At 36.0% G+C, this 24,926-nt stretch carries 20 protein-coding genes; 4 read left to right on the forward strand and 16 right to left on the reverse strand.

What is annotated here, in order from left to right; all coding sequences use genetic code 11:
* Positions 1-24: 24 nt before the first annotated feature.
* From EG344_RS04840 to EG344_RS04865, 6 genes are all read right to left on the reverse strand, one after another.
* The gene (locus EG344_RS04840) at positions 25-948 is read right to left on the reverse strand and encodes a PfkB family carbohydrate kinase (RefSeq protein WP_123908563.1); all 924 of its coding nucleotides are present in this window, start codon (positions 946-948) and stop codon (positions 25-27) included.
* Positions 949-975: 27 nt separating this feature from the next.
* Entirely contained in the window at positions 976-1,533 is a 558-nt protein-coding gene (gene gldD, locus EG344_RS04845) for a gliding motility lipoprotein GldD (RefSeq protein ID WP_123908564.1), read from the reverse strand.
* Positions 1,534-1,577: 44 nt separating this feature from the next.
* Positions 1,578-2,612, reverse strand: a complete 1,035-nt coding sequence (gene mutY, locus EG344_RS04850) for an A/G-specific adenine glycosylase (protein ID WP_123908565.1) — start codon at positions 2,610-2,612, stop codon at positions 1,578-1,580.
* 156 nt (positions 2,613-2,768) lie between these two features.
* Entirely contained in the window at positions 2,769-3,224 is a 456-nt protein-coding gene (locus EG344_RS04855) for a hypothetical protein (protein WP_123908566.1), read from the reverse strand.
* Positions 3,225-3,301: 77 nt separating this feature from the next.
* Positions 3,302-4,666, reverse strand: a complete 1,365-nt coding sequence (locus EG344_RS04860) for a DUF5458 family protein (RefSeq protein ID WP_123859507.1) — start codon at positions 4,664-4,666, stop codon at positions 3,302-3,304.
* 20 nt (positions 4,667-4,686) lie between these two features.
* The gene (locus tag EG344_RS04865; protein WP_164464392.1) at positions 4,687-5,133 is read right to left on the reverse strand and encodes a type VI secretion system contractile sheath small subunit; all 447 of its coding nucleotides are present in this window, start codon (positions 5,131-5,133) and stop codon (positions 4,687-4,689) included.
* A 471-nt stretch (positions 5,134-5,604) separates the two neighbouring features.
* On the opposite strand from EG344_RS04865, the gene EG344_RS04870 reads away from it, so the two are divergent.
* Positions 5,605-6,651 carry a hypothetical protein gene (locus EG344_RS04870; RefSeq protein WP_123908567.1) on the forward strand — a complete coding sequence of 349 codons (1,047 nt, stop codon included), beginning with the start codon at positions 5,605-5,607 and terminating at the stop codon, positions 6,649-6,651.
* 64 nt (positions 6,652-6,715) lie between these two features.
* Here the strand turns inward: EG344_RS04870 and EG344_RS04875 are convergent, their stop codons facing one another.
* The 4 genes from EG344_RS04875 to EG344_RS04890 all read right to left on the reverse strand — a co-directional run bounded on the left by EG344_RS04875 (position 6,716) and on the right by EG344_RS04890 (position 16,149).
* Positions 6,716-8,812, reverse strand: a complete 2,097-nt coding sequence (locus tag EG344_RS04875; protein ID WP_123908568.1) for a M13 family metallopeptidase — start codon at positions 8,810-8,812, stop codon at positions 6,716-6,718.
* Positions 8,813-9,098: 286 nt separating this feature from the next.
* The gene (locus EG344_RS04880) at positions 9,099-11,156 is read right to left on the reverse strand and encodes a M13 family metallopeptidase (RefSeq protein ID WP_123908569.1); all 2,058 of its coding nucleotides are present in this window, start codon (positions 11,154-11,156) and stop codon (positions 9,099-9,101) included.
* 254 nt (positions 11,157-11,410) lie between these two features.
* A complete protein-coding gene (locus tag EG344_RS04885) occupies positions 11,411-14,809 on the reverse strand; it encodes a polysaccharide deacetylase family protein (protein ID WP_123908570.1) in 3,399 nt (1,132 codons plus the stop codon).
* Positions 14,810-14,898: 89 nt separating this feature from the next.
* Entirely contained in the window at positions 14,899-16,149 is a 1,251-nt protein-coding gene (locus EG344_RS04890; protein WP_123908571.1) for a CinA family nicotinamide mononucleotide deamidase-related protein, read from the reverse strand.
* 104 nt (positions 16,150-16,253) lie between these two features.
* Here EG344_RS04890 and EG344_RS04895 point away from each other — a divergent pair, with 104 nt between their 5' ends.
* Positions 16,254-16,727 (forward strand): hypothetical protein, encoded by a 474-nt coding sequence (locus tag EG344_RS04895; protein WP_123908572.1) that lies wholly within the window; start codon positions 16,254-16,256, stop codon positions 16,725-16,727.
* A gap of 54 nt (positions 16,728-16,781) precedes the next feature.
* Here EG344_RS04895 and EG344_RS04900 read toward each other — a convergent pair whose 3' ends face one another.
* The 6 genes from EG344_RS04900 to EG344_RS04925 form a co-directional block, all read right to left on the reverse strand.
* The gene (locus tag EG344_RS04900; RefSeq protein WP_123859499.1) at positions 16,782-17,324 is read right to left on the reverse strand and encodes a lipocalin family protein; all 543 of its coding nucleotides are present in this window, start codon (positions 17,322-17,324) and stop codon (positions 16,782-16,784) included.
* A 74-nt stretch (positions 17,325-17,398) separates the two neighbouring features.
* Positions 17,399-18,133: a LytR/AlgR family response regulator transcription factor gene (locus EG344_RS04905; RefSeq protein WP_123908573.1), complete on the reverse strand. Its 735-nt coding sequence runs from the start codon at positions 18,131-18,133 to the stop codon at positions 17,399-17,401.
* Positions 18,134-18,217: 84 nt separating this feature from the next.
* Complete coding sequence (locus tag EG344_RS04910; RefSeq protein ID WP_123908574.1) at positions 18,218-18,634, reverse strand: DUF6326 family protein; 417 nt, start codon at positions 18,632-18,634, stop codon at positions 18,218-18,220.
* 6 nt (positions 18,635-18,640) lie between these two features.
* Positions 18,641-19,339 carry a DUF4386 domain-containing protein gene (locus tag EG344_RS04915; protein WP_123908575.1) on the reverse strand — a complete coding sequence of 233 codons (699 nt, stop codon included), beginning with the start codon at positions 19,337-19,339 and terminating at the stop codon, positions 18,641-18,643.
* A gap of 111 nt (positions 19,340-19,450) precedes the next feature.
* Positions 19,451-20,176: a hypothetical protein gene (locus EG344_RS04920; protein WP_123908576.1), complete on the reverse strand. Its 726-nt coding sequence runs from the start codon at positions 20,174-20,176 to the stop codon at positions 19,451-19,453.
* 10 nt (positions 20,177-20,186) lie between these two features.
* Positions 20,187-21,968 carry a histidine kinase gene (locus EG344_RS04925; RefSeq protein WP_228412858.1) on the reverse strand — a complete coding sequence of 594 codons (1,782 nt, stop codon included), beginning with the start codon at positions 21,966-21,968 and terminating at the stop codon, positions 20,187-20,189.
* Between the two features lie 392 nt (positions 21,969-22,360).
* On the opposite strand from EG344_RS04925, the gene EG344_RS04930 reads away from it, so the two are divergent.
* Positions 22,361-23,035 (forward strand): SIMPL domain-containing protein, encoded by a 675-nt coding sequence (locus EG344_RS04930; RefSeq protein ID WP_123908577.1) that lies wholly within the window; start codon positions 22,361-22,363, stop codon positions 23,033-23,035.
* A gap of 288 nt (positions 23,036-23,323) precedes the next feature.
* Complete coding sequence (locus EG344_RS04935; protein WP_123908578.1) at positions 23,324-24,922, forward strand: DUF4139 domain-containing protein; 1,599 nt, start codon at positions 23,324-23,326, stop codon at positions 24,920-24,922.
* The last annotated feature ends 4 nt before the right edge of the window (positions 24,923-24,926 follow it).

Genomic DNA, 24,926 nt, shown 5'->3' on the forward strand with positions numbered 1-24,926 from the left:
TAAATATTTCTTAAAAAGACTTATTTACTGCAGTTCAACATCAAATGTCGTCAATTCTTTGAATTGTCTCAATCTGCTGAACATATCTGATTCGTTTACTTCTTCTATTCTTTGTGTTCCGAATTTCTCTACCGTGAAAGAAGCCATTGCAGATCCTACGATCAATGCAGACTTCATGGTATCAAAATCAATTTTACCTTTTTTAGCCAAATAAGCTGCAAAACCTCCTGCGAAAGTATCTCCTGCACCAGTTGGATCAAAAACATCTTCTAACGGAAGTGCCGGGATCGCAAATACTTTACCGTCGTGGAAAAGTAAAGCTCCGTGCTCTCCTTTTTTAATGATGACATATTCAGGTCCCATTGCATGGATCTTCTTAGCAGCTTTTACCAGAGAATATTCTCCTGAAAGTTGTCTTGCCTCTTCATCATTGATGGTAATTACGTCAGTTTTAGCAATCATATCCATCAAAATATCCCAAGCACAATCCATCCAGAAGTTCATGGTGTCAAGGATTACAAGTTTAGGACGGTTGTTCATTTTTTCCAATACGGATAACTGAACTCCAGGGTGTAGGTTACCAAGTAATAAAATTTCGGCATCCTGCATAGAATCCGGAATTTTCGGATCAAAGTTCTCCAATACGTTTACTTCTGTAGCCAACGTATCTCTAGTGTTCAGATCATTATGATATTTTCCTGACCAGAAGAATGTTTTTCCTTCTTTTACGATTTCAATTCCCTCGATATTTACTTCTCTGTTCGTGAACATATCAAGATGTTCCTGTGGAAAGTCTCCTCCTACTACAGAAACGATACCGGATTTAACGCCTAAAATAGATGAAGTGATCCCAATATAAGTAGCAGCTCCGCCTAAAATTTTGTCCGTTTTACCAAATGGTGTTTCAATTGCATCAAATGCAACACTTCCTACAACTAAAAGTTTCATATATTTTTCAATGTATATTAAAAGTAATTATTTTTTCCATTCAAAAGAGTCCAGCATATGTTTCATATCATTCTTGATATAGTTCACAGCAGGAGCCAGAGAGTCCGGTTTCGGTCTCGTATTAAAGTATAAGTAACCAGTCACGAAATGTTTCGTACTGTCTGTAATGTAAAATTGAAGATTGGAAGCACTCTGCCCTTTCAGCTCATAGAAATTCCCATATACTTTCTTTTCAGGGTATTCAAATGATTTTGTGTCTATAGAACTGGCTTTAATGGTATGTTCGTATACCATTTTTTCAGCTTCCTTGATATGTTCTGCAAAGTCATTCTGTATCGGGTAATAGGTTACAAAAACCTTTGCTTTCATCTTTGGATAGTTCAGATAATACCAGCAAGGCTTTTTCGCTGCGGTAATATTAGCGAAATCCGAATACTCGAAGGTATACGCACAGTTGTTTTCAAACTTCTGGTATTTCGGTTCCGGATATTCCAGACGCAGTTCTCCATACGGTTTTGGAACCGGGTCTTTTCCACATGAAATTAAAAGCAGTGATACAAAAATAAAAATGACTTTTTTAATCATTTTGCAAAAGTACAAATTAGATTTCAGATTTCGGAAGACAAATTTCAGTCTTTCAATGAGTTTTGAATGTAATTTTCCAAAGGCTTCGGAAAGGATTTATCATGAGAACCCTGCACGTCCGTAATCTGGTATTGATTTTCAGTAATAAAACGATTCCAGATGTCTTCTGAAGATACCTCAACCTTAAATATTTCAATAGTTAAATTCTTGTGTGTCAGTTTATGGCTAACCGTTTTAGAACCGGTAATAAAGGGCTTCATTTCAGGAGAAATAGAAGACGGAAACTCAAATAATTTCTTCCAGATAAAATCATCTTTTCGCTGACGGATCAGAAACTCCCCGTTTCTATGAACAAAATAATAAGTTAAAGCCAGATCTTCAGCCTTTACTTTTTTTGTTTTGACAGGGTAATCTGAAATTTTTTGTAAAGAAAAAGCAAGACAGTCTTCATTTATCGGACATTCTCCACATAATGGATTTTTAGGTTTACAGATTTCTGAACCAATATCCATCATCGCCTGGTTGAAATCTCCCACATTATCAGGCATTACCAAAGTCGCCAATTCTGAAAAATAAGTAAACGCCCTTGAGTTTGAAATATCAAAATCATCAGCAAAGAAACGGCTCAGCACACGGTAAAAGTTTCCATCTACTGCTGGCATTTTTCCACCAAAGCAGATACTTGAAACCGCTGCTGCTGTATACTTTCCAATTCCTTTCAGTTTCAAAATTTCTTCGTACTGATTGGGAAATATACCATTGTAATCATTCATGATCTGCTGGGCAGCTTTATGAATATTGATGGCTCTGGAATAATAGCCTAGTCCTTTCCAATAAAGCAAGACTTCATTTTCATCAGCTTCAGCTAAGGTTTTTACATCCGGAAATCTTTTAATGAAATTATTATAGTGATTGAGCCCCTGATTGATTCTTGTCTGCTGAAATACAATTTCGCAGATCCAAATTTTATACGGATCTTTTGTCTGTCTGAAAGGCAGATCTCTCGCATTATTCCGATACCATTCCAAAAGCCTGTTTCCTACATGAAGAAATTCTGAGGCTGCAATATTCTTTTCCAAAAACCAATCAATTTAAGTCGCTGAAGAGGTTTTGTCTCTTCGCCCTGTATCATTTCAGGAACGCAAAGATAGGTTTATTTTATTTTTTCAAATTCTATCTAATTTTTTAATTTCTATTCTTTATTTATTAAGTTGTATCGTAACAATGAATCTTGCTTATTTTTTCTTCACAGAATATACAGAAGCTCCTCTTAACCACTGGTATTTCAGGTTTCTGTCCTTCGCGATAAAACGATAACCATCCAATTTTTTCAGGTACAGATACATGGAATCTTCTTTCAGCTTTAGCTTGTGAGGAGACAAGAACATCATTGGCATATCCAGCACAGAATCTCTTACTGTTTTTAAAACTTTTCCTGATTTTACTTTATAGAGAAAAAATGGTTTTCCACGGCCCTTTGAACTGTCCGCTAACTTAACTTCCGAACTTGCTAAAACCAGTTCACTACCATCAAAACATTCTTCCTCATCCATAATATAAGCTTTCCCTTCCTGACGTTCGGCTGCAAAAAGGTCATCTTCATATTGATCAGGACTCTGATATTTTTTTTCACAACTTGCTAATACTGCCATTAATAGTATAGGCATACCGATGGCCAGTTTAATATTCATTTTAATATTCATAGGTATTGGTAGAAAAAAACCGATGTAAAAAATGCATCGGTTTTTATATTAAAAATAAGGTGTTATTATTCCTGAGCGTATTCTGCATCCCATTCGTTACCATCATCTCCTTTGTGTCCGTCAAGTTTAATAACGAAACTTTTTGTAGGGAAATAAGGGGTCATACGGATATCAAGCCATACTCTGTCTTTGTTTACTCTATCCTGTTCGAAACGAACGATCTTGAATTTCTCAATCAATTTGTCCGGTCCTTTGATATTATCAAGGAATGTTACAATTTGTCTTCTCAAATCGTCTTCGTTTTTAGCATTCCAGTTTTCGAAGGCTCTTCTGTTCAGGAAGTCCAGTAATACCTTTGTTACATAGTCGAATACACGAACTACAGAATAGGTTTGAAGACCAATGTTGTCTCCTGTAAATAATGTCTTCGCAGAGAAAGCCATGATTTTACCATATTCGTTAACCATTGGTACAAGACCCATTTTTTCCAACTGAGAAATTTCACTTTTCTTCAATTCGAATTTTACAGCGTCTACCTCGTTGATATTACCATGTTTTTTACCTGCTGCTACCTGAGACATCAGGGTTTTGTGAATTTTTCCTGCTAATGAAGTGGAAGGAGGAAGTTCCACGTTTTCTTCTTCTCCTACTTCTTCTGCTTTTCCACGTCCTACCAACCAGTTACACGTCATAATAACGTTACTTCTGTGAAGTTCACCACCTGTAAGATTCGCAGAATGGAATAGGTCTACTACATCATCCGGCTTGTCAAGATTAGCAAAGTCTGTAACCATCATTACTTTGTTTTCGTTACAGATTTTAGCCCACTTTTCAATAACTTTATTTGATCCTAAATATCCAGGGATAGCAAGGATTGAGTAGTTATCTCTAAGGTCCAAACGGTCATAGTAATTTTTAAATTCTTCAGAAATGGCATCAATGAATAAAGGATTGTCTAAGTCTGAAACCTGATCCAGGCTTGCATTAACAATACTTACATTATCCACTTTATCCAATTCTGTATTTTTGTAGAATTGAGCTACAGTTCTATAGTTAGTTTCTAACAAACGAACGGCATCTAATGTACTTTTTAAGTTTTTCTTTAAATTTTGATCAGCTTGTTGTGCTTTGGTTTTGCACGTATCTGCCATTTTATCTGCCGATTCGCTACCTTCTAAAAGGCTTACCCAAAGATTGATCTTCTGAAGAAGCTCTTTTCTTTCTTCTGCTTTATTGCCATCGTTAAGAAAGATTTCTTTCCTTGCTTTTCTTGTTGGGTTCATATTGGCGATACCGTCTACAACGGATTCAACAAAGCCAAAACCTCCCATTTTATTGAGTTCCGCAAGCGGGTTACCTTTCGGCTGACCTGAGTGTTGCTGCTGCTGTCCCTGCTGCTGGCTTTCTTGCGCCTGTAATTTGCTATCCATGATTTAATGTAAGTCTTTAATTATTTTTCAAGTTCTTGTGCTACATCCTTCAATACTTCGATGAACGCCGCTCTAGTTTGGTCGTTCTCTAACATATTACGAAGAATTTTATTGGTTTTTAACTGACGTACAATTTTATTGTACTGCTCCTGCTCCATGCTCAGCTGCTGAAGATAGTCAGATTTCTGAGTAAGGCTTTTAGGAGTAAAGTCTCCAAGATTCTGAAAACGGAATTCTTCATCAACCACTCCTCCATCTTCTGTTTCGTGTTGTACTGCCACAGAAGGCTGAAAATGTTTGAAGACATCTTCCACAGTTTTTAATCCTGTTACAATTTCAGGGGTATAAGATTCGTCTGTTGTAAGCTGGCTTACTATCAGTGATTTATTTTCCTGTATTTCCTGAATAGCTTCATTAGCGTCTACTTTTACCTCGTTTCCGCCAACACCATAATTAAACATTGCCATATTATTATTATTTTGAGATTTACTATTTGGTTTTGGATCTGTCTTTGAGTAATTTACAAATTATTCTAATATACTACTAATCCAAAGTTTAAATTTAAAAAAAAACTGTAACATACAAAATTTTTCTTAAATTATTTAATTTTATCTACGCTTATTTAGCATAAAATCACAATCTTACAATGTCACTAAGCTATGAAAAAATTAATAAACTTAAGCAACAAGAATTAGAAATTAATATTATCCGACAAGAGGTTGGAAGTTGTGCATGCTAAGGTTTAAAACGTTGACATGCATAGAAAACAAAAAAATTAATAATACTGCTTTCAGTTTTGTTTTTAGTTTCAATCCCCCCTTTTTCGGCTTTCTGATATCATCAAAAACGAAATATCTTATCCCGAACTTAAATTAAAATAAGAATTTCTGCAACCTGAAGAAAAAATATTCTTTATATTTAAATAAAGAAAACAGAATATGAAAGATGTAAAGATCGCGTTTAGGAAACCCATATATCCTGTTTCAGAAGCATTAGAACAGTATCTGGAAAAACATAACAGAACTACCAAAATTAAGTTTCTGTATGAAGACCTGCTAAGATTCACAGATAGTGTGAATATTCTGGATAAAGAAGGCAAAGATACTTTATGGCTCGGAGTAATGTATCCTGAATATGAGTTTAAAGAAATAGAGGCTAATTTAAATAAAATTTATACTCTTCTTCATTCTGACGGAGATGAAGCCACTTTGCCTTATCTTACAGTAGATACCATTGATTTTTGTACGTTTGGAAATTCTAAACCTTTTCGAATTCGGGTAAGAAATATTCTGAACGATAATTATACTAATTTTTATATCAAACAGGCGGATGCTTCACGGATATATGGACTGGAACTTGAAGATCTTCTTTCTCCCAACCGGATTAATTTTCTGATTTATAAAAACACTCTGATTGAAGAACATATTCTAGGAATTCCCGGAGATGTATTTATTCAAAAACACATGTCCAGCTGCACAGAGCAAGAAAAGGCACAAATTTCCAAAGAATTTGTAAAGTTCAATGAACGCTGTCTCATTGGGCTTCTGGGTGACATGCGCTCGTATAATTATGTTATTATTCCTATCCACGATTTTGATCAGGTTATTTACAGAATTCGCCCCATTGATTTTGATCAGCAAAGTTATGAAGGAAACCTAAAAGTGTATCTTCCCCAATATTTCAAAGAAAATAACCCGATGGTTACTATGGTAATGGAAAAGCTAAAGCCTAATTCTATAGAACAATATCGTAAAGAAGTACGTTCACAAATTGTAAAAAGAGTGACCAGCAGCAAAAACAGATTTGATGAACTCATTTCTATTATGAAAAAAGAAAATATTGCGCCGGAAGCCAATGTTACAGAGCTTAAAACGGCTTTGCGAAAGCTTACCTACGATGTCAATTTCAAGTATTGTAAAACCATGGGAGACATTATAGAAACCGGAATAAAGTTTGTTATCCGGAATTATAAGAAAGCCTATTAAAAAGAGAATCCATCTCACATTGAATGAGATGGATTCTTTCTTTTCTAACAATTTTTTGGTACTCTTACCAAATTTTTATTCTGTCTTCAGGAGCTTTATACATTTTATCCCCCGATTTGATATCAAATGCTTTAATAAATGAGTCCTGATTCACCAATGGACCGAAAGCTCTGTACATTCCCGGAGAGTGCGGATCTGTTTTCACCTGGTTAATCATATATTCATTGGTTGCTTTTGTTCTCCAAACAGTTGCCCAGCTCATAAAGAATCTCTGATCCTGAGTGAATCCGCTGATCTTTCCTGGGTTTCCTTTATCTTTAAGGTACATCTGAAGAGCGTCGTAAGCTACTGCTACTCCACCTAAGTCACCAATATTTTCTCCACTTGTAAATTTACCATTTACAAAACTTCCTTTTACAGGCTCATAAGAACTGTACTGAGCTGCTAACTGAGCTACTTTTGCATCAAAGTTCTTACGGTCAGCATCAGTCCACCAGTTGTTAAGGTTTCCATCTCCATCGAAACGGGAACCACTGTCATCAAAACCGTGAGAGATCTCGTGACCGATTACCGCTCCAATTCCACCGAAGTTTACAGCAGCATCTGCTTTAGGATTGTAGAAAGGCGGCTGAAGAATTGCTGCCGGGAATACGATTTCGTTGTTTGATCCGCTATAGTAAGCATTTACCGTTTGCGGAGACATTCCCCATTCAGCCTTATCAACCGGTTTTCCTACCTTATCAAGGTTTCTCTGGTACTGCCATGCAGATACATTTTGTAAGTTAGCATACAATGACCCGCCTTGTTTTGGAGATTCCACTTTTAACTGGCTATAATCTTTCCATTTATCCGGATAAGCAATCTTTACTGTAAACTTGGATAGTTTTTCCTGAGCCTTTACTTTTGTTTCAGGAGACATCCAATCGATATTTGCAATATGGGTTTTAAATGATTTTAAAAGATAATCAATATAAGTTTCCATTTGTTGTTTGGCTTCCGGAGTAAAGTATTTCTCTACATATAATTTACCGAATGCTTCTCCCAGAACACCATTCACAAGGGTTAGCCCTCTTTTGTTCATAGGTCGTTGTTCTTTTTGCCCCTGTAAATCTTTTGCATAGAAATCAAATCTGATCTGCTCAAGATTTTCATCAAGGTTACTGGCATTACCATTAATCAGATGATATTTCAGATAGTCTTTTAATAAAGGAAGGTTTTTCTGCGTGATGAACTGATCCATGTTCTGGTAGTATTTCAGTTCTCCGATGATTACCCTGTCAGTATTTACTCCTGCATCTTTAAGGTATTTTGCAAGATCAACATTTTTCACTACTCCTGCTAACTCAGAAACGTTTTTAGGGTTGTATCTTAAATTAGCATCTCTGTTCTGCTCTAATGTCAACAAGTAGTTCGCCAGTTGCTTTTCAAAATCCACTACATTCTGTGCAGCCTGAGTAGAATTTTTATAGCCTAAAACCCCGAACAACTTTCCAACATACGCCTGATATTGCCCTAAAGTTTTAGTATTGGCCTCGTTTACTTTCTGATAATAATCTCTTCCTAGACCAAGATCCGGACCTCCCAGATATACTGCATTCATCTTAGAGTTTTTCATATCTGCTCCTGCTCTCCATCCATAGAAAGAATTATCTCCTAATTTGGTAGCTTCTAAAAGATACTTTTGAAGATCATTTAGATTTTTAATCGCATCAATTTTTGTAAGATCTGCTTTGATTGGGCTTAATCCATCAGCATTTCTTTTCGCAGTATCCATAAAGGAAGCATAAAGACTTTGGATTTTCTGTCCTTCAGAACCGGCAGGATAAGTTTCGGTAAGGATCTTATTTAAAATATCCAATGAAGCGTCATCCACATTTTCTCTCAACGCATTGAAAGATCCCCAATTGGCTTTATCTGAAGGAATCTGAGTAGTTTTCACCCAATTTCCGTTCACATAGCTAAAAAAGTCATCCTGTGGACGGACACCTGTATCCATATAAGATAAATTGATCCCTTCCTCTTTTACTTCTTCTTTTGCCGGCGTTGCAACGGTTGCTGTAGCCTCTGTTTTTGTATCTGTCCCTGCAGTTTTTGCAGCACCACACGAATTTAGCAATACTATACCCGAAAAGGCAAGTATACCAATATTTAGCTTTTTCATTGAAGATAATTTTTGATTTTACACAAACTTATCAAATATACGAACTTTAATGATATGTAATGAAGGATAACTGATAATTGATAAGAAAGTGGTAAGTTTTTGGGTTTGGTTTGGAGAAGAGATGTTGTGGAAATGTCAACTACCCTGTTAAAAATGCTTTAAATATTTGACACCCCTCCGAAAGAATGGGATTGTGGTTAAAATATTGTGTAAACTCCATTCTGTTATCTTATCCTATGTTGTAAAAAAACAAAAAAACCGCTCATTGCTGAGCGGTTTATATATTTTACCAGATTTTGATTCTGTCTTCCGGAGCTTTGTATAATTTGTCTCCTTTTTTCACATCAAATGCTTTGTAGAATGCATCAACATTGATTAGCGGACCGAAACTTCTGAAGTAACCCGGAGAGTGCGGATCTGTCTTCACTTGGTTGACCATGTATTTTTCACTTGATAAAGTTCTCCAAACGGTTGCCCAGCTTAAGAAGAATCTCTGATCCTGAGTAAATCCACTGATCTTTCCTGGATTTCCTTTATCTTTTAAGTACATTTGAAGAGCATCGTAAGCGATGTTTACTCCACCTAAGTCAGCAATGTTTTCACCGTTTGTGAAGGTTCCGTTTACGAATGTTCCTTTTACAGGTTCATATTTGTCATATTGAGCTGCAAGGGCTTTAGTCGCTTTTTCAAAGTTCGCCTTATCTTCCGGAGTCCACCAGTCTACAAGGTTACCATCTGCATCAAACTGAGCACCTGAATCATCGAATCCGTGGCTTATTTCGTGACCGATAACAGCTCCAATTCCTCCAAAATTTACTGCTGCATCAGCCTTAGGATTGAAGAATGGCGGCTGAAGAATCGCTGCAGGGAATACGATTTCGTTATATACCGGGTTGTAATAAGCATTTACAGTCTGTGGCGTCATTCCCCATTCTGTTTTATCCACCGGTTTTCCGATTTTTGCTAAATCTTTATTGTATTGCCACTCCCCGATATTCTGAAGGTTTTTGTATAATGTACCTCCTTTCGACTCAGGAGTGATCTCCAGTTTTGAATAATCTTTCCATTTGTCCGGATAAGCAACTTTTACAGTGAATTTATTCAATTTCTGCATTGCTTTCTCCTTAGTAGTAGAAGACATCCAAGTCAGGTTATTGATGTGGAGTGTAAAGCTCTTCTTTAAGTAATCGATCAATTCCACCATCTGAGCTTTAGCTTCAGCCGGGAAGTATTTTTCAACATAGAGTTTACCGAAAGCTTCTCCTAAGTTTCTATTGATTAATTCGAAACCTCTTTTGTTTAGTGCTCTCTGCTCCTGCTGACCTCTTAAATATTTACCAAAGAAAGCAAACTTCATATCTCCAAGTTTTTCACTCAGGTAAGAGGCACTTCCATTAATCATATGGAATTTCAGATAATCTTTAATGATTGGAAGATTCTCAGCATTCACCAATTTATCAAAGTTCTTATAATATTCCAGTTCTCCGATAATTACCTTATCTGTATTTACTCCTACTTTTTTAAGGTAAGCCGGAAGATCTACCCCTTTTACTAACGCTGAAAGCTCAGCCATCGTTTTAGGATTATATTGAAGAGTATTATCACGACTTTGCTCGTTTGTTAAGAGCGTCTTTGCAATGCTTTTTTCGTAATTAACGATATTTTTTGCAGCTTCGTCAGCATTTTTGTATCCTAATTCCTTCAGCATAGAAGCTACATATTTCTGATATTCAGCAATAGCTTCTGTATTTTTTTCATTTACTTTCTGATAATAGTCTCTCCCTAAACCAAGAGAAGCATCACCTAAGTAAACAGCATTCATATTAGAGTTCTTTAAGTCAGCATAGACTCCCCATCCGTAGAAAAGATTTTCACCTTCCTTCGTTACAGAAGTCAGATAGTTCTGAAGGTCAGCCATATTTTTGATCGCATCAATTTTATTCAGATGGTCCTGAATAGGCTTAATTCCGTCAGCATTTCTCTTCTGCATATTCATGTAAGAAGCATATAGATCCTGAATCTTCTTCCCTTCACTTCCGTCAGTAAATTTATCTTTCAAAAGCGAGTTCAGGATGGTCATGGAATTGTTATCCGTATCCTCTCCTAATTTATTGAAGCTTCCCCAAGTTGGCTTATCAGCTGGAATTTTAGCTGTTTTCATCCATGTTCCACTCACATAATTATAAAAATCATCTTGTGGACGCACTGAAGTATCCATTAAGCTAAGGTCTAAACCTTTATCCGTATTGTTTACTGCTACTTTAGCAGCTTTAGCTTGTGCACTCACTGTATTTTGAGAACAGATCCCTGCTATTAGAAACAAAGAAAGCGTTAGTTTTTTCATTATGATAACAATTTATACAATATGTATGATTTATTTCTTATTTGTTACTTTTTCATCAAATAAATTTAAACAAATAATATCAGAGCAGAATAAGAATTTATAAATTGGCAGGATGGAAGATGAAAGATGGAGATTATAAAAGTCACAAAAATGGCTATTGTACTCATTTTCTCCTTTTTAAAAAAGTCTATTGGAACTCTCAGTTAATACAACTAAAAGTAACTTCTAACCTCCCACTTTCTGCCTCCATTCTTTTAAGTAGTTGCTATCTCTTTTACATTTCCTGTACGTTTCAGGAAGCCCCAGGACTGCATTTCGCCTTTCAATGCTTTTCTTAAACTTTTAAATAATACAATATACATCAGCCATCTATATCCAAATCTTTGCGGAATGATATAGAGCAGATTCACTAGTTTTTCCCGTTGCATAATAAATGCTATTAATGCCAGGGATGCATCCACCAAAAGGAAGATCAGGTAATAACCGAATATTTTACTTCCGTTTCCTGATAGAATTCCAAAGAACATAATAAGATCTGCCAATGGTGAGAAAAACGGAATGATATACTGGAACAATAAAATATTCGGCATCGCCCAAAGTCCCAGTCCTTTATATTTAGGATTAAGGAACGTCTGTCTCTGTTTCCAAAACATCTGCATGATTCCGTAAGTCCAGCGGAAACGTTGTTTCAGGAATTGTGTTACGCTTTCCGGAGCTTCCGTTACTGCAATAGCCTGATTCTCATTAGCAACGGTATAACCGGCTCTTAAGATTTTTACTGTAATATCACAATCTTCAGCTAAAGTATCGGAAGAATACCCTCCTGCTTCAAGAATTACTGATCTTTTAAAGGCTCCGATAGCACCAGGAATTACAGTGATTGCATTGATATGAGCATAGGCTAATCTGTCAAAATTCTGACTTGTCGTGTATTCTATTGCCTGCCATTTGGTCAGCCAGTTTACAGTGTTTCCTACTTTTACATTTCCTGCTACTGCTGCTATTTTTTCTTCAGGACTTGCATTCAGGAATCTTGCGATCAAATATTTTACTGCGTCCTGTTGCAGTTTAGTATCTGCGTCTATACACACTACATATTCAGCATCAGTTTGTGAAATCCCAAAGTTTAGAGCAGTTGCTTTTCCACCGTTTTCTTTTGTAAATATTTCCAACTTCGGATGATTCGGAAAAGCTTCTTTCGCCTTTTCAAATGTTGAATCTTTGCTTCCGTCATCTACCATGATGATATTAAAATTCGGATAGGTTTGTTTCAACAGATTATGCAATGAAGATACTATATTTACTTCTTCATTGTAAGCAGGCACAATAATGGAAACCTTTGGATACAATTCAAGCGTTGGAAATTCACCCAGTTTTTTCTCTTTTTTTCTTTCTTTAAAAGCCCAATACGCCATTAACAATAGTCTTATCAATCCCAGCACAATGAAAATAGTAAACAGTGCCACCAAAAAGTGACTCACTCCATAGATCACGGTTGCCAATACTAAATTAAGCTGCATGATATAATAAGATCTGGTTTTAGGAACTTCAGGCATCAGTTCGCTTTTGCTCTTATGCAGAATACTGGTAAGATTGGTAAAATGATAGCCTTGTTTCTGAAGGGTTGGAATTAAAATCTTCAACGCTTTTACAGTTTCTTCTCTGGTGTCACCACCAGCATCATGAAGCAATATAATATTCCCTCTTTGCTGCTTGATTCCAGCCATTACACGTTTCACAATTTCATCTGCTTTTATTCCGGGCTGCCAGTCTTCCGGATCAATATTTTCTCCAATGTCCAGGTAGTTTTGCTGTCTTGCCAATGCCACCGGGATGATCTCTTCTGAAGTGGTAGGCTCAGAGTCTGCGTTATAAGGGGCACGGAAAAGGATTGTACTGTGTCCTGTTACACATTCTATGAGAAGTCTTGTAAGTTTCAGTTCAAGTAAAGCTCTCTCCGGGCTTACTTTTGCTACATTTTCATGCGTAAAAGTGTGGTTTCCTATTTCATGACCTTCACGATAGATTCTCCTAACCAGCGGAAGATTTTTTTCTGCATTTAAACCTACTAAAAAGAAGGCTGCCGGAACATGGTATTTGGACAATATATCTAATACCTGAGGCGTGTAAGTTTCATCGGGCCCATCATCAAATGTCAGTACCAGTTCTTTCTGCGGAGCACTTCCATATTTTTTTACTTCATAAGAACTTGGATACGTAATATAGTTTTCATCTGTGATGATTTTCTCTTTCGGATCTATTTCCAATGCAATTTTACCATCATGGGGCGTATTTAGAACATCCAATACTTCCCCATCCCCGATATAATCCACCATGGTCTGTCCTTTTACATTTTCCAGTGTTTTTAAATTTAACTTAGAAAGCCCGGCAAATGTAAGGTCCTTATCATAGAAGTTCCAGATTCTGCTGTCTTCACTTCCCAGTCTCCAAAGGGCTGTTCCGGCTAATGGATATTCAGAAGAGAAACGCATGGTGTTAAAAATGGACGCTGCATCATTAAAAAATACAGTATGGCTATTATTTTTTGAATCTGTATAAGAATAGTTTAGATTAAAGGTATTGTCATTAAAATCAATCACCGCTTTACTGGCACTTGCTTTAGTGATCGCCTGCATATACGTTACTGAAGTATTGTCATCCTTGTTGGAACTCCAGTCATAACCATACGCTCCCAACCCAAGAATAATTTTATGAGGAGAGGTTTGCTTAACGACTTTACCCGTCTGAGCTTCGATCCATTTCTGTGAAGAAACAGGACCAGCATCACTCCCTGCAGAATATTCATCATAAGCCATCAATACAAAGTAATCTACATAAGGATCTAATCTCGGAATGTTATAATCATCATTGTCCGTCATAATATCCATGGTTACCAACAGTTGATTCTGTTTAAAAGTTCCTGAAAGTTCTTTCATAAAAGCAATCAGGTTTTCATCAGAATCAAGGTTCATATCTTCAAAGTCGATATTGATGCCTTTGAAATGATATTTCAGGCACTGTTGGGTAAGCTTTTGAATAAGAACCGTTCTTTTCTTTGGATCATTCAAAACTTTTCCCAGCCCTTCAGCACGGAATTCCTGATTAGAATTATTGCTCAAAATAGGCATGGCTGCCACTCCTGTTCTTTTGATTATTTTATATCCTTCCGGGTCAACGTTGGTTTTCAGGTCTCCTGTTTTAGGATCAAGGAAAAACCATTCAGGAAATACCAGATTGACGTGTCTGATGTTTCTTTTTAAAGACATCAGAGACTGTGGATCCCATGCTACATAGAAGGCGGAACGAATTCCTCCGGGAAACTGAGCCCAGTTTCTATTTTGATTTTTATATCGTTCTGCTCTTGCCTTTTGAATCTTGGCAAGACTGGTATGAATGTTTTTTTCAGAGATGAAGCTTCTGAAGCCTTTATACTCTTTAGAAATTTTATTTTCCTGAAGATAAGGTTTATTCGCTGTAATTACTGCTTTATAATCTTCTTTAAAAGGAATTTTTGGACTTCTGTCCAGGGTCATCATCAAACCTAACGCTAAAAGAAGGAGCGCCGCAACAAAAATAAAGATACGGCTTCCCCATTGTACACTTTTCCAACGTTTCTTGCTGTTGGTCTGAAAAATCTGTTTGGAATTTTCCACGATTTTAAAATTTTAATGAATGATTTTCAAAAAGTGTGAAAAAGCACATTAAAATTAATTAAAAAAAAATTAAAAATATAACCATTTACTTAGTGACTTATCAAAAGCCCTACAAGATCCTGAATCACCTTCTGGGAAACGAAATCCATAAAGTCTACTCTTTCCAGATGAGGCAAGTATAATTTTGAAGTTACTTCCTGATTATTAATTCGTATCGTATAAAAAACGGTTCCTATATCTTTACCATCCTCCCCTTTTCCAGGGCCTGCCACACCAGTAGTAGAAAGGGAAATATGGGTATCAAATAATTCCTGACATCCTTTTGCCATTTCCTGGGCGACCTGTTCACTGACTACAGTAAACTGATCTACCGTTTCTCTGGAAACATTTAAAATTTTGATTTTTTTCTCTGTAGCATAAGCGACCATTCCCCCAAGAAAATATTTTGAGCTTCCGGAAACTGAAGTAATCATTTTTGCCAATTCTCCTCCGGTACAGCTTTCTGCGGTTGAAATAGTGAGTTTTCTTTCTGTAAGAATTTCTGCCAGAATCTTCTCTATTTTATCTTCAGACATCGCAATCACATGATCCTTGATAAGAGGAAGCAGTTTCTGGATTTCATTTTCTGTCTGTTGTTTTAAAGCTTCTTCATTGTTTCCTGATGCTGTTATTCTCAATTTTACCCTGGTTCCTACCGGAAGGTAAGACAATGAGATGTTTTCAGGAAGGGCAAGCTCCCAGTCTTCAATGGTATCTGCGAGAATACTCTCCGGAATCCCCACTACAGAAACAATTCTTGAATGAATATAGTTAAGATTGAATTTTTCCTGTAAATAAGGAATAATCTGATCTTTTATCAATGGTTTTACTTCATAAGGAACACCAGGCAAACTGTAGCTCAGTTTTCCATCCAGTTCCATCATCATACAGGGTGCAGTTCCAAAATGGTTTTGAAAAACAATAGATTTTGTAGGTACAAAAGCCTGTTCTTTATTTCTTTCCAGAATATCTGCTCTTCCACGTCTTTCCATGTATCCTTTAAGGTGGTTAAAAGTTACCTCATCCAAAGCAATTTCGTCATTGAAAAATTCTGCAAGTGCCTTTTTGGTCTTATCATCCCTTGTAGGACCCAATCCGCCAGTTGTAATGATGAGATCACCTAATTGAAAGGCAGCACTTAATGTATTCTTAATGGTATCTATTTCGTCTGAAATAGTAAAGATCTGTACAACCTTTATTCCGATATTTTTAAGTTCAGAGGCAATAAAATTGGAATTGGTATCTACCGTATTTCCGGAAAGGATTTCGTCACCAATAGTGATTAGGACTGCTTTTTCCATATATGAGATTCTTGAAAAAAATTGTGTTGCAAATGACGGAAAAATATGCGGCTGTGGCAATATAAATTGATTTTTTCTATTTTTGACAGAAATTAGTTATAGTTATGTCTAAATATGATGATGCTTCATGGCATTATGGTGGTGATTTTCCTGAAGGGCTTCCTCAGAAAAACGGAGCAACGCATACCGGTATGTTCCTGAACTGGTGTATTCAGAATGATCTGATCTCCGATGAACTGAAGGAAGATCATGAAGAGGAAATTGAAAAATTAAAACGAAGAGAGATTACAGGTGCAGAATTCATTATGGATTCTTGTGATGGAAAATTCTCTGAATATGACCTGAATGATCTTGGAAACAGTTTTGCAAAGGATTATTATGCTGATGAAACCGATTTTGGAAACCGATACAGTTCTTTTGCTGATGATTTCGTCAATCTTTTTGATACTAAAGCCGAGGAAAACGATTATGAATATGAAACTTTCTACCATATAGAAGATACCTACGAAAACTATGATCTGATGAAGCAGGTCATTGATTATCGTTTTGAGGAATGGAAGGAATATATTAAAGGATAAAATATAAAAAAGTAAAAGGCAAATCGTAATGTTATGATTTGCCTTTCTGCTTTATTATTGATTATGTTTCACCCAGATGAGTTCATCAGTATTATAACCGATTTTTCTGGCTTTTTCAATAAAACGTTGCCGGATACTTTCCGGAATGGTTGTCGTTCGGGAGAGAATCCAGAGGTATTTTAAGCTGCTTCCTGCTACCAGAGCATATTGATAGTCTTCATCAATATCAATGACATTATAACCGGCCCAAATGGGCTTGAAAAAGGATACTTTAAGCCTTGCTTCGGTGGGATCTTTAACGAATTTAGCTTCCCCAATAGACTCATTCCATACTTTTTTGAGATAATCGTACCCTTTATTTCTCACCTGAATACTGCCATTGGGATTCTCTGAATATTCTGCAGTAACGTTATCCATATTTTTCTCGAATCTGTAATCAAAACGGGCTATTTCATACCATCTTCCGAGATATTTTTTAACATCAAAATTCTTGACTGCCCGAGTTCCTCTCGGAATGCCTACGGAATAAGAATGAAAAGCCATATACGCCAAAGCTCCTAACGAAACGGGAAGTATTATTTTATGAAGGGTTTTCATGATAGAAATATTTTGTGTGGTTGTAATGAAAACGTCAAAAATAATGCCTTTGGCCTGTTAAAGAACGATAAATTCTAGGAAAACACCTTTAGAAAGTTATCTTTAAAACTTCCTGAAACCTCAATTTCAGTATCATCAGCAAGCATTACGGTTCCGCTTTTATGGTAAGATTTCACAAAGGTTGCATTGATAATATGAGAACGGTGAACTCTTACAAAAGGGTTTTCCAACAAATCATCAAAATGTTTCAAAAACCGGCAGACCATTTTCTTTGAACCATCGGTAAGGTACACCTGAGTAAAGTTCCCATCTGCCTGGAGTCTGAGAATATCTTCTGTTTTCACGACATCAAATCCTTGTAAAGTAGGAAGGATAAGCTGTTGTTTTTCAGGTTTTAACTTTAAATTCTCCAACAGAATTTTATTCCGGTTAAGCTCTTCCTTTTTTTCTATGCTTTCAACAACCTTGTTTACAGCCAAAATAAGTTCCTGTATATCAATAGGCTTTAAAATATAATAACTTGCTGATTTGTTTAAAGCCTGTAAAGAATATTGCGAAAATGCAGTAATGAAAATGGTTTCATAGGCAAACTCCTTGGTAGCTTCCAATACGTCAAAGGCATTTCCGAAAGGCATTTCTACATCTAAAAAAACCAATTGAGGCTGTTTCTCTGCAATTAAAGGAACGGCTTCTTTAATATTTTCCGCTTCACCAAGAATTTCTACCTGTGGGCAATATTTGGTGAGATAGCTTCTCAATACTTCTCTTGCGATCAGTTCATCATCTACAATTACAGCTTTGATCTTCATTGGATTTAAATATTAAATGGCAGGTAATAGATTACAGATGCAAATTAGGGATATTTGGCTAACCATGCAATCTTACCAATCAAGTCATACTCTTTTCCATTTCCAGGCATACATTACAATCAAAATTGTTATAATGCATTCCACTACTGCAAGGAAAACATAAAACAGATACCATTCTGAAAAGGATGAAATACCAATAAGGAGTATCACCACAGTAAAAAAGATTCCGAAAGCAATATTAAGGATTCTGTTGATCACCGGTTTCAGAATAAGGGAAAGAAATACCATAACCGCAGGTATTGCCAAAACAACTGCCGCCAATAACAAATTCAGTGGAGCATTCAATAGATTATGGCCATCTACAAGCCCTTGTGTTTTTCCCGGAGTATACAGTTCAAAGTAATCACCGTATAAATAACACAATGTAACAGAGGTCCAAAGGCCGGCAAGTATAATTTTGACGTTTACCTGGATGTCTTCAAGTTGGGTAGAATTGTTCATGGTATATTAGTTTTGATTATTAATGGTTTTACTCTTCACCCCTACAATCAATAGCCACAGGCACATCCCTATTTCCCCTATTGAAGCGGGTAATGTTATATACCCTGATATTGCATAATCCGGAAAATGAGGAATCGTAGTTCTTCCAAAAACATTGAGAACATATCCTAAACAGCCCAACATTAAAAAAACACCTAAAATTTTGGGTAAAAATCCGGACCTATAAACCAGATACCCCAATGGAAACAGCCAAAGTCCCCAGAAAATCTGAACAATTAAAATTCCTTTATTATAATTATTAAGTAAAAGCATCATCTGAGCCTGTAGCTGCTGGGTATCAAATATTTTTAAATAATCAGCTCCCTCAACAAGGGTAAGTACAGAAAACTTACTTTGAAGATTAATAAAAGAAATGGGTACACTGATAAGTGCAAAAATAACCATCAGCCTTGCTGCATTTTTGTCAGTTTCTTTCAACAGCTGATACAAAACTAAAGGAAGGAATGCAAAAGCAATATAGCAAAGCATACTGCTTGCAATGCCCAACCTGAATAAGGATGACGAAGAAATATGATGAAAAGTAAGTTCCGGATCTTCCCACACAATCAATTGTGATGGTACATACATTAAGCTGTAAAAACCGGTTATGATGACAACAAGATAAATAAATCCTGCTAATCGGGCTGTTTTATTATTGACATTCATCTGATTAGTTTTAAACTAATAAGACAATATCTATTTAATTTTTGTTACAATAAAAAGTAATTATATGAAAAAAAAATAATAAAAGTTTCTTTAGAATATAATTTTGGAAAACTACTGATATTTTCCGTTTTTGAATTTCAATGTGCTATAAGTTGTTTTGGAAGTTTCTTTTCCCCCGCATTCTCCCTTCACTTCTTTGTTTACAGTGGTTACAGAAATGGTCTTAATTTTAAGATCTGTAAAATGGTTCGTTTTGGATGTAGTCATAATGATATAGGAATGGTCATCCTTAAACTCTCCATTGCATCGGGTATCCCATTCTCCTGTTGTAGAATCCATTTCAAACTGATCAAGAACCTTTTTAAGAGCCTTCCCTTCCGGATAATACATTGAAAGCGTGCCTGAAGCATAAGGATTGGGTCTGCTACTTCCTACAAAATCTGCCTTTACGCCAAATGCCCGGATGTTCGTACTGATGTTGTATAAACCAGTATCTATAGCAAAACTTCTTAGGCTTATAGCATCAGAATTCAGTTCTGTTGGATCGAGATATTTGTTCTTTATGGTTCCGTTACGGTCTGTAATTAAAATATAGTTCTGAACTGTAAAAACATAATCTTCTTCGTCCTGATTCACAACCACAGGAATAACCACAATATAAGAGTCTTCAACATTGGGCATTTTCTTTTCAGTACAGAGTTCTTCCTTTATCTTGGTTTTGTCAAGTTTCAGACTGTTAAGAATATGAGTCAGTCTGACACTGTCAATATCCTGAGCTGCTATAGTTCCGGAAAACAGGCTCATCATCAGTATAATTTGAAATATATTTTTTTTCATTGTAAAGTTTCTATGCCAGATTAATTTGAATAATGACTAAAACTCCATTGTGATTTTCCTTATCCTTTACAGAACAGGTTATATCTTTTTTGTACAGATCATTCAGCAGCTGAATCCGCTCTAAAGTATTTTTCATACCTCTTCCTTCGCGGGTTTTCTGATGCTTGGTTTTCTGTTTTTTACTTTCTTCAATTCCTATTCCGTTGTCTTCAACAATGACCTTTAAGTAGCGTTCATTTTTCTCAAAGCTTAATTTTAAAAAGCCTTTTTCTGCTCTGTAACGCAGTCCGTGCCAAATGGCATTTTCAAGGAACGGTTGTACCAGCATTCCGGGAACCTGCAGGCTTTGCATATTCAGATTTTCATCTATCTCAATTTCATAATCAAATTTATCTGCAAAACGTGTTTTTTCCAATGCCAGATAGTTCTGCAAAAGATCAAGCTCTTGTTGTAAAGGAATAAAATCATCGGTAGAATTTTCCATCACTCCACGCATCAACTTTGAGAACTTAGTCAAATATTGATTGGCTTCCAGTTCGTTATTGGTGGCAATAAAGTGGTTGACACTATTCAGACTGTTGAAAATAAAGTGGGGATTCATCTCCCGCCGAAGCGACTGAAGTGCTATTTTTTTGTTTTTAACCTGAACTTTCTTCAAGGTTCTGAAAATAAAAATAATCAGACCGGTCAGCAGGATTAAAGCTGCTATCAGTCCATAATTGAAAATATTTTTCTTACGGATAAGCTCATCTTTCAATTCTTTTTCCTTCTCCAGCTGAGAAATTCTCTGTTCTGTATCTTCCAGAATCTTATTATCTACGAGGCTTCTGTCCTTGGAAACCAGATTGGGGAGTTTTCCCAAAAAGTCTCTGTACAATTGAACTGAAGCATCCACATTTCCTGAGATGGCATACAAACTGTCCAGTTTCTTCACACTTTTCTGCGCTTCCAGTGTATGTCCTTTATCCAAAGCGATTCCATACGCATTCTTCAAAAGATCAACCGCCTCTTTAGGATCATTTTTCTTGATATAAATATCCGCCAGTTCCTGAATCTGATTCACTTTTTCCTGAGAATTATCCTTTACAAAATCCTCCTTAAGAACTTTCTTTTTAGCTTCAATCGCCTTATCAAAATTCTTATTTCCTACATACAGATCAGCTAATTTCTGGTTAATAGCCAATGCCTGTTGTGGAGCTTCCCGCTTTGAAATTTTATACGCATTATTAAGGTTTTCTTCCGCTTTATAAAGATCTTTCTGTTGTATATTTACATCTGCCAACTGGCTGTATCCTTCCGCTACATTGACTTGTTCGTTTTCTTTTTTGCTTATATTAATATTACTCTGAATGGCTTCTGCTCTAAGCTCAGGGGTAGGAGAAGAAAGCCTTGCAACATCATTAGCATTGACAGCCTTACTTTTTTCACTATAGCTCATCTGCGCTGCCATACTGTAATTGCTGAGCGCTGGGGTTATCTTATTCTGCTTTTCCTGTGATTGGGCTAATTTCCGGGTAACAGATTCCAGATTTTTTTTGTCATTAAGTTTCTGGTAAAGCGCTTTAGCTTTGCTAAAATATTCCTCGCTCTTGGCGTAGTTTCCCTGATTATAATAATCAGTACCCATGTTTACATATACATCTGCGGCCCCTTTATCATCATTCTTTTCTACGGCTTTCTTCAGCTTTGCAGCAGATTTCAGGACTTGGGAAACTTTTGTAGAATCCTGTGCCATGAGAACATTTCCCAGAGCAAACATTGAAATAAAGAGTATGTTAAAAACTAATTTCACGGATTTCAAATCTTTATTGCAAAGTAAGTAAAACTTTATCGATCAGCTTCTATTCTTTACCAAGCCAAAACATGATTTCACCAAGTTATAATCCATAAGAAGTCCACATAAGTTTTGAAAATCAAAGATGTTCATATCCGAAAGTATCTGCGAGATCTGACAAATCTGCGAGAAAATATAATTAGAAATCAATGTTATCAGAATAAATCTTGCACTTGAAACTATATAGTGTATTTGTACTTTCTTTTTATTCTTCTCATTCAGAAAGCATACAATCAAAATACCATTTGTATGACTCACCAAGTGAAAGTTCCATTTCACCAAGTCTCCCGGTTTTCCGCTTTAAATCGAACTAATTTTACATCAGAATTTAAAAGTAAAAACAAGAAATTATGAAATTGAAACATTTTTTATTAATCGGGATTTTAACGCTGGGAAGTTTTGTAAACGCTCAGGAAGTAAAGAAAAACGCAATTGAAGTAACTGGTGTTGCTGAAATGGAAGTAGAACCGGATGAAGTATTCTTCAGCCTTGGAATAAAAGGAGATACCAAAAACGATCTGGCAGACAATGAAAAAAAGATGTTTGACATCTTAAAGAATGCAGGAATAAAAAACGAGGATATCAAATTTAAGTCAACGTATCAGAACATTTACGCAAAAAACGGAAAATTTACTAAGAACTATGAGTTTAAAGCGAATGCAAAAGCAAACCTTAGTAAAGTATTTGAAGACCTGAATCAAAAATGGGTAAGCAGCCTGAACATTTCAGAAGTAAAGAATACCAAAATTGCAGATTTCAGAAAGACAGTAAAGATCAATGCTTTAAAAGCAGCGAAAGAAAAGGCAGATTATCTATTAGAAAGTATGGGTAAAAAGGTGGGGAATGTTCTTGAAATTACAGAAATAGAGGACTATACCAGCGACACTGTAATGCCTGTTGCTTACAAAAGCAGAATGAGTAATGTACAGATGGAAATGGCAGATGCTTCTTTAGACCTTTCTTTTGACAATATCGAAAACATCAAACTGAAATACAGTATCAAAACAAGATACGAAATCCTTTAAATTACAAATTTAAAAGAGGCTGTCATACTTTTGGCAGCCTTTTTTGATTTGCCACGAATGCACGAATACCATTATTATTGCTGGTTTATAATTCTATGGGGCTATGTGGTTTATCTTTTTGAACCCCATAGATTTGGGAATCAAATATTTTTAAGTCCCTTTTCGTGCATTCGTGGCTAGAAAATATAAGTTTATCTATTCACCAAGTGAAAAGCTCTCTTCACCAAGTATCCCAAATTTCAGGCTTCAATAGGGGTAATTTTACTTCATAATTTAAAATAATAAACGATGAAACGTTATCTTTTAATCACACTATTTTCAGTGGTTCTCTTTAAGGCCCAGGAAATTAAGAAGGAAATTGAGGTAAAGCAGGCTACTGTATTTCTTCAGGGAGCAAAAGTCTTCGGAAGTACCAATATCAATCTTCAGAAAGGACATAATAAGGTAAGAATTGTCAATCTGCCCAATAATTTGGATGAAAACACCTATAAAATCAATCTGGAAAAAAATACGACTCTTCTATCCATCACTCCACAAAGTAATTTTCTGAAAGAAGATCAGCTTTCTGATGGTGAGAAAAAACTGGATGATGAAAGAAAAAAACTTCGAAGACAGGCAAGTCTGCTCACTATCCAGGTTAAAAATCTTACGGGAGAACAGAATATTATCAATGATAATTTAAAAGTATCAGCCAATGATAAATCCACTCCTCAGGAGCAGCTTATTAAGCTTACTGAGTTTTATAGAAAAAGGATGCTGGAAATTGATAATCAGGTCTTTTTACTGAATGAGCAGAAAAGTATACTAGACGAAAGTATTGCAAAGCTTAATAAACAATCGGATGAGGAACAAACCCATAAAAATACCAACCGAAAAGAGCTCCTGCTTGAAATTCTTGCTGATAATGATACCAACTTGAATCTGGGGCTCAGCTATATCGTTTCTGATGCAGGCTGGATTCCGTCTTACGATCTGCGCGCTCAATCTGTAAAGAAACCTCTTGAAATGGTTTACAAAGGAAAGATATATCAAAAAACCGGACAGGATTGGAACAACATAAAATTGTTTGTCTCTACTTACAGACCGTCATACAATCAGAACCGCCCTATTCTTTCTCCATTGTATGTTGCGGAATATACAATTCCTAATCCAATACTTGAAGTTGCCGATTACAAATCTAAAAAAGAGTCTGCACTGATGAATGTTTATCAAATGAGACAGGAAATCGCTGCAAAACCAAATCAGATTCCAATTACTTCTGTTTCCGATAATCAGATGAATGTGATCTATGAACTGAATTATAATCAAACCATTTTAAGTCAGGAAAAAGAACAGTATGTGATTCTGGATAAAAAACAAATTGATGCTACTTACAAGTACCATACAGTTCCAAAACTTAACAATCAGGTCTTCCTGATGGCTTTCGTAAAAAACTGGCAAAACCTCAACCTTATTAATGGCGAAGCTAATATCTATTTTGAGGACAATTATATCGGAAAAACCAATATTACCAGCCATTATGTAAAAGATGAGTTCCCGATTTCTCTTGGAGTAGATGAAAGAATCACGGTAAAAAGAATCAAACTGGAAGATAAAGCTTCTCAAAAGCCCATGAACTCGAACAAATCGGAAACTGAAACCTACCAGATCAGCATCAGAAATAATACCAAAGAAAGTATTGAACTGGAAGTACTGGATCAGCTTCCTATCAGTGAAAATTCTAAAATATCAGTGAAAGCTATAGAAACTGGAGGCGGAAGCCTTGATGAAAAAACAGGAAGCATTCTTTGGAACAAAAATATAAGTTCCGGAGGTTATGATAAGATCAATTTCTCTTATGAAGTTAAGTATCCGAAAGAAATGCAGATCCAATATTACAGCAGATAACCTA

It is taken from the genome of Chryseobacterium sp. G0162, assembly GCF_003815715.1.
GTDB lineage: Bacteria > Bacteroidota > Bacteroidia > Flavobacteriales > Weeksellaceae > Chryseobacterium.

What these genes read in the sequence shown, in the direction of transcription:
- EG344_RS04840 (WP_123908563.1), bottom strand. Translation starts at nt 948, where the DNA reads ATGAAACTTTTAGTTGTAGGAAGTGTTGCATTTGATGCAATTGAAACA.
- gldD (WP_123908564.1), bottom strand. Translation starts at nt 1,533, where the DNA reads ATGATTAAAAAAGTCATTTTTATTTTTGTATCACTGCTTTTAATTTCA.
- EG344_RS04855 (WP_123908566.1), bottom strand. Translation starts at nt 3,224, where the DNA reads ATGAATATTAAACTGGCCATCGGTATGCCTATACTATTAATGGCAGTA.
- EG344_RS04860 (WP_123859507.1), bottom strand. Translation starts at nt 4,666, where the DNA reads ATGGATAGCAAATTACAGGCGCAAGAAAGCCAGCAGCAGGGACAGCAG.
- EG344_RS04865 (WP_164464392.1), bottom strand. Translation starts at nt 5,133, where the DNA reads ATGGCAATGTTTAATTATGGTGTTGGCGGAAACGAGGTAAAAGTAGAC.
- EG344_RS04870 (WP_123908567.1), top strand. Translation starts at nt 5,605, where the DNA reads ATGAAAGATGTAAAGATCGCGTTTAGGAAACCCATATATCCTGTTTCA.
- EG344_RS04875 (WP_123908568.1), bottom strand. Translation starts at nt 8,812, where the DNA reads ATGAAAAAGCTAAATATTGGTATACTTGCCTTTTCGGGTATAGTATTG.
- EG344_RS04880 (WP_123908569.1), bottom strand. Translation starts at nt 11,156, where the DNA reads ATGAAAAAACTAACGCTTTCTTTGTTTCTAATAGCAGGGATCTGTTCT.
- EG344_RS04890 (WP_123908571.1), bottom strand. Translation starts at nt 16,149, where the DNA reads ATGGAAAAAGCAGTCCTAATCACTATTGGTGACGAAATCCTTTCCGGA.
- EG344_RS04895 (WP_123908572.1), top strand. Translation starts at nt 16,254, where the DNA reads ATGTCTAAATATGATGATGCTTCATGGCATTATGGTGGTGATTTTCCT.
- EG344_RS04900 (WP_123859499.1), bottom strand. Translation starts at nt 17,324, where the DNA reads ATGAAAACCCTTCATAAAATAATACTTCCCGTTTCGTTAGGAGCTTTG.
- EG344_RS04905 (WP_123908573.1), bottom strand. Translation starts at nt 18,133, where the DNA reads ATGAAGATCAAAGCTGTAATTGTAGATGATGAACTGATCGCAAGAGAA.
- EG344_RS04910 (WP_123908574.1), bottom strand. Translation starts at nt 18,634, where the DNA reads ATGAACAATTCTACCCAACTTGAAGACATCCAGGTAAACGTCAAAATT.
- EG344_RS04915 (WP_123908575.1), bottom strand. Translation starts at nt 19,339, where the DNA reads ATGAATGTCAATAATAAAACAGCCCGATTAGCAGGATTTATTTATCTT.
- EG344_RS04920 (WP_123908576.1), bottom strand. Translation starts at nt 20,176, where the DNA reads ATGAAAAAAAATATATTTCAAATTATACTGATGATGAGCCTGTTTTCC.
- EG344_RS04930 (WP_123908577.1), top strand. Translation starts at nt 22,361, where the DNA reads ATGAAATTGAAACATTTTTTATTAATCGGGATTTTAACGCTGGGAAGT.
- EG344_RS04935 (WP_123908578.1), top strand. Translation starts at nt 23,324, where the DNA reads ATGAAACGTTATCTTTTAATCACACTATTTTCAGTGGTTCTCTTTAAG.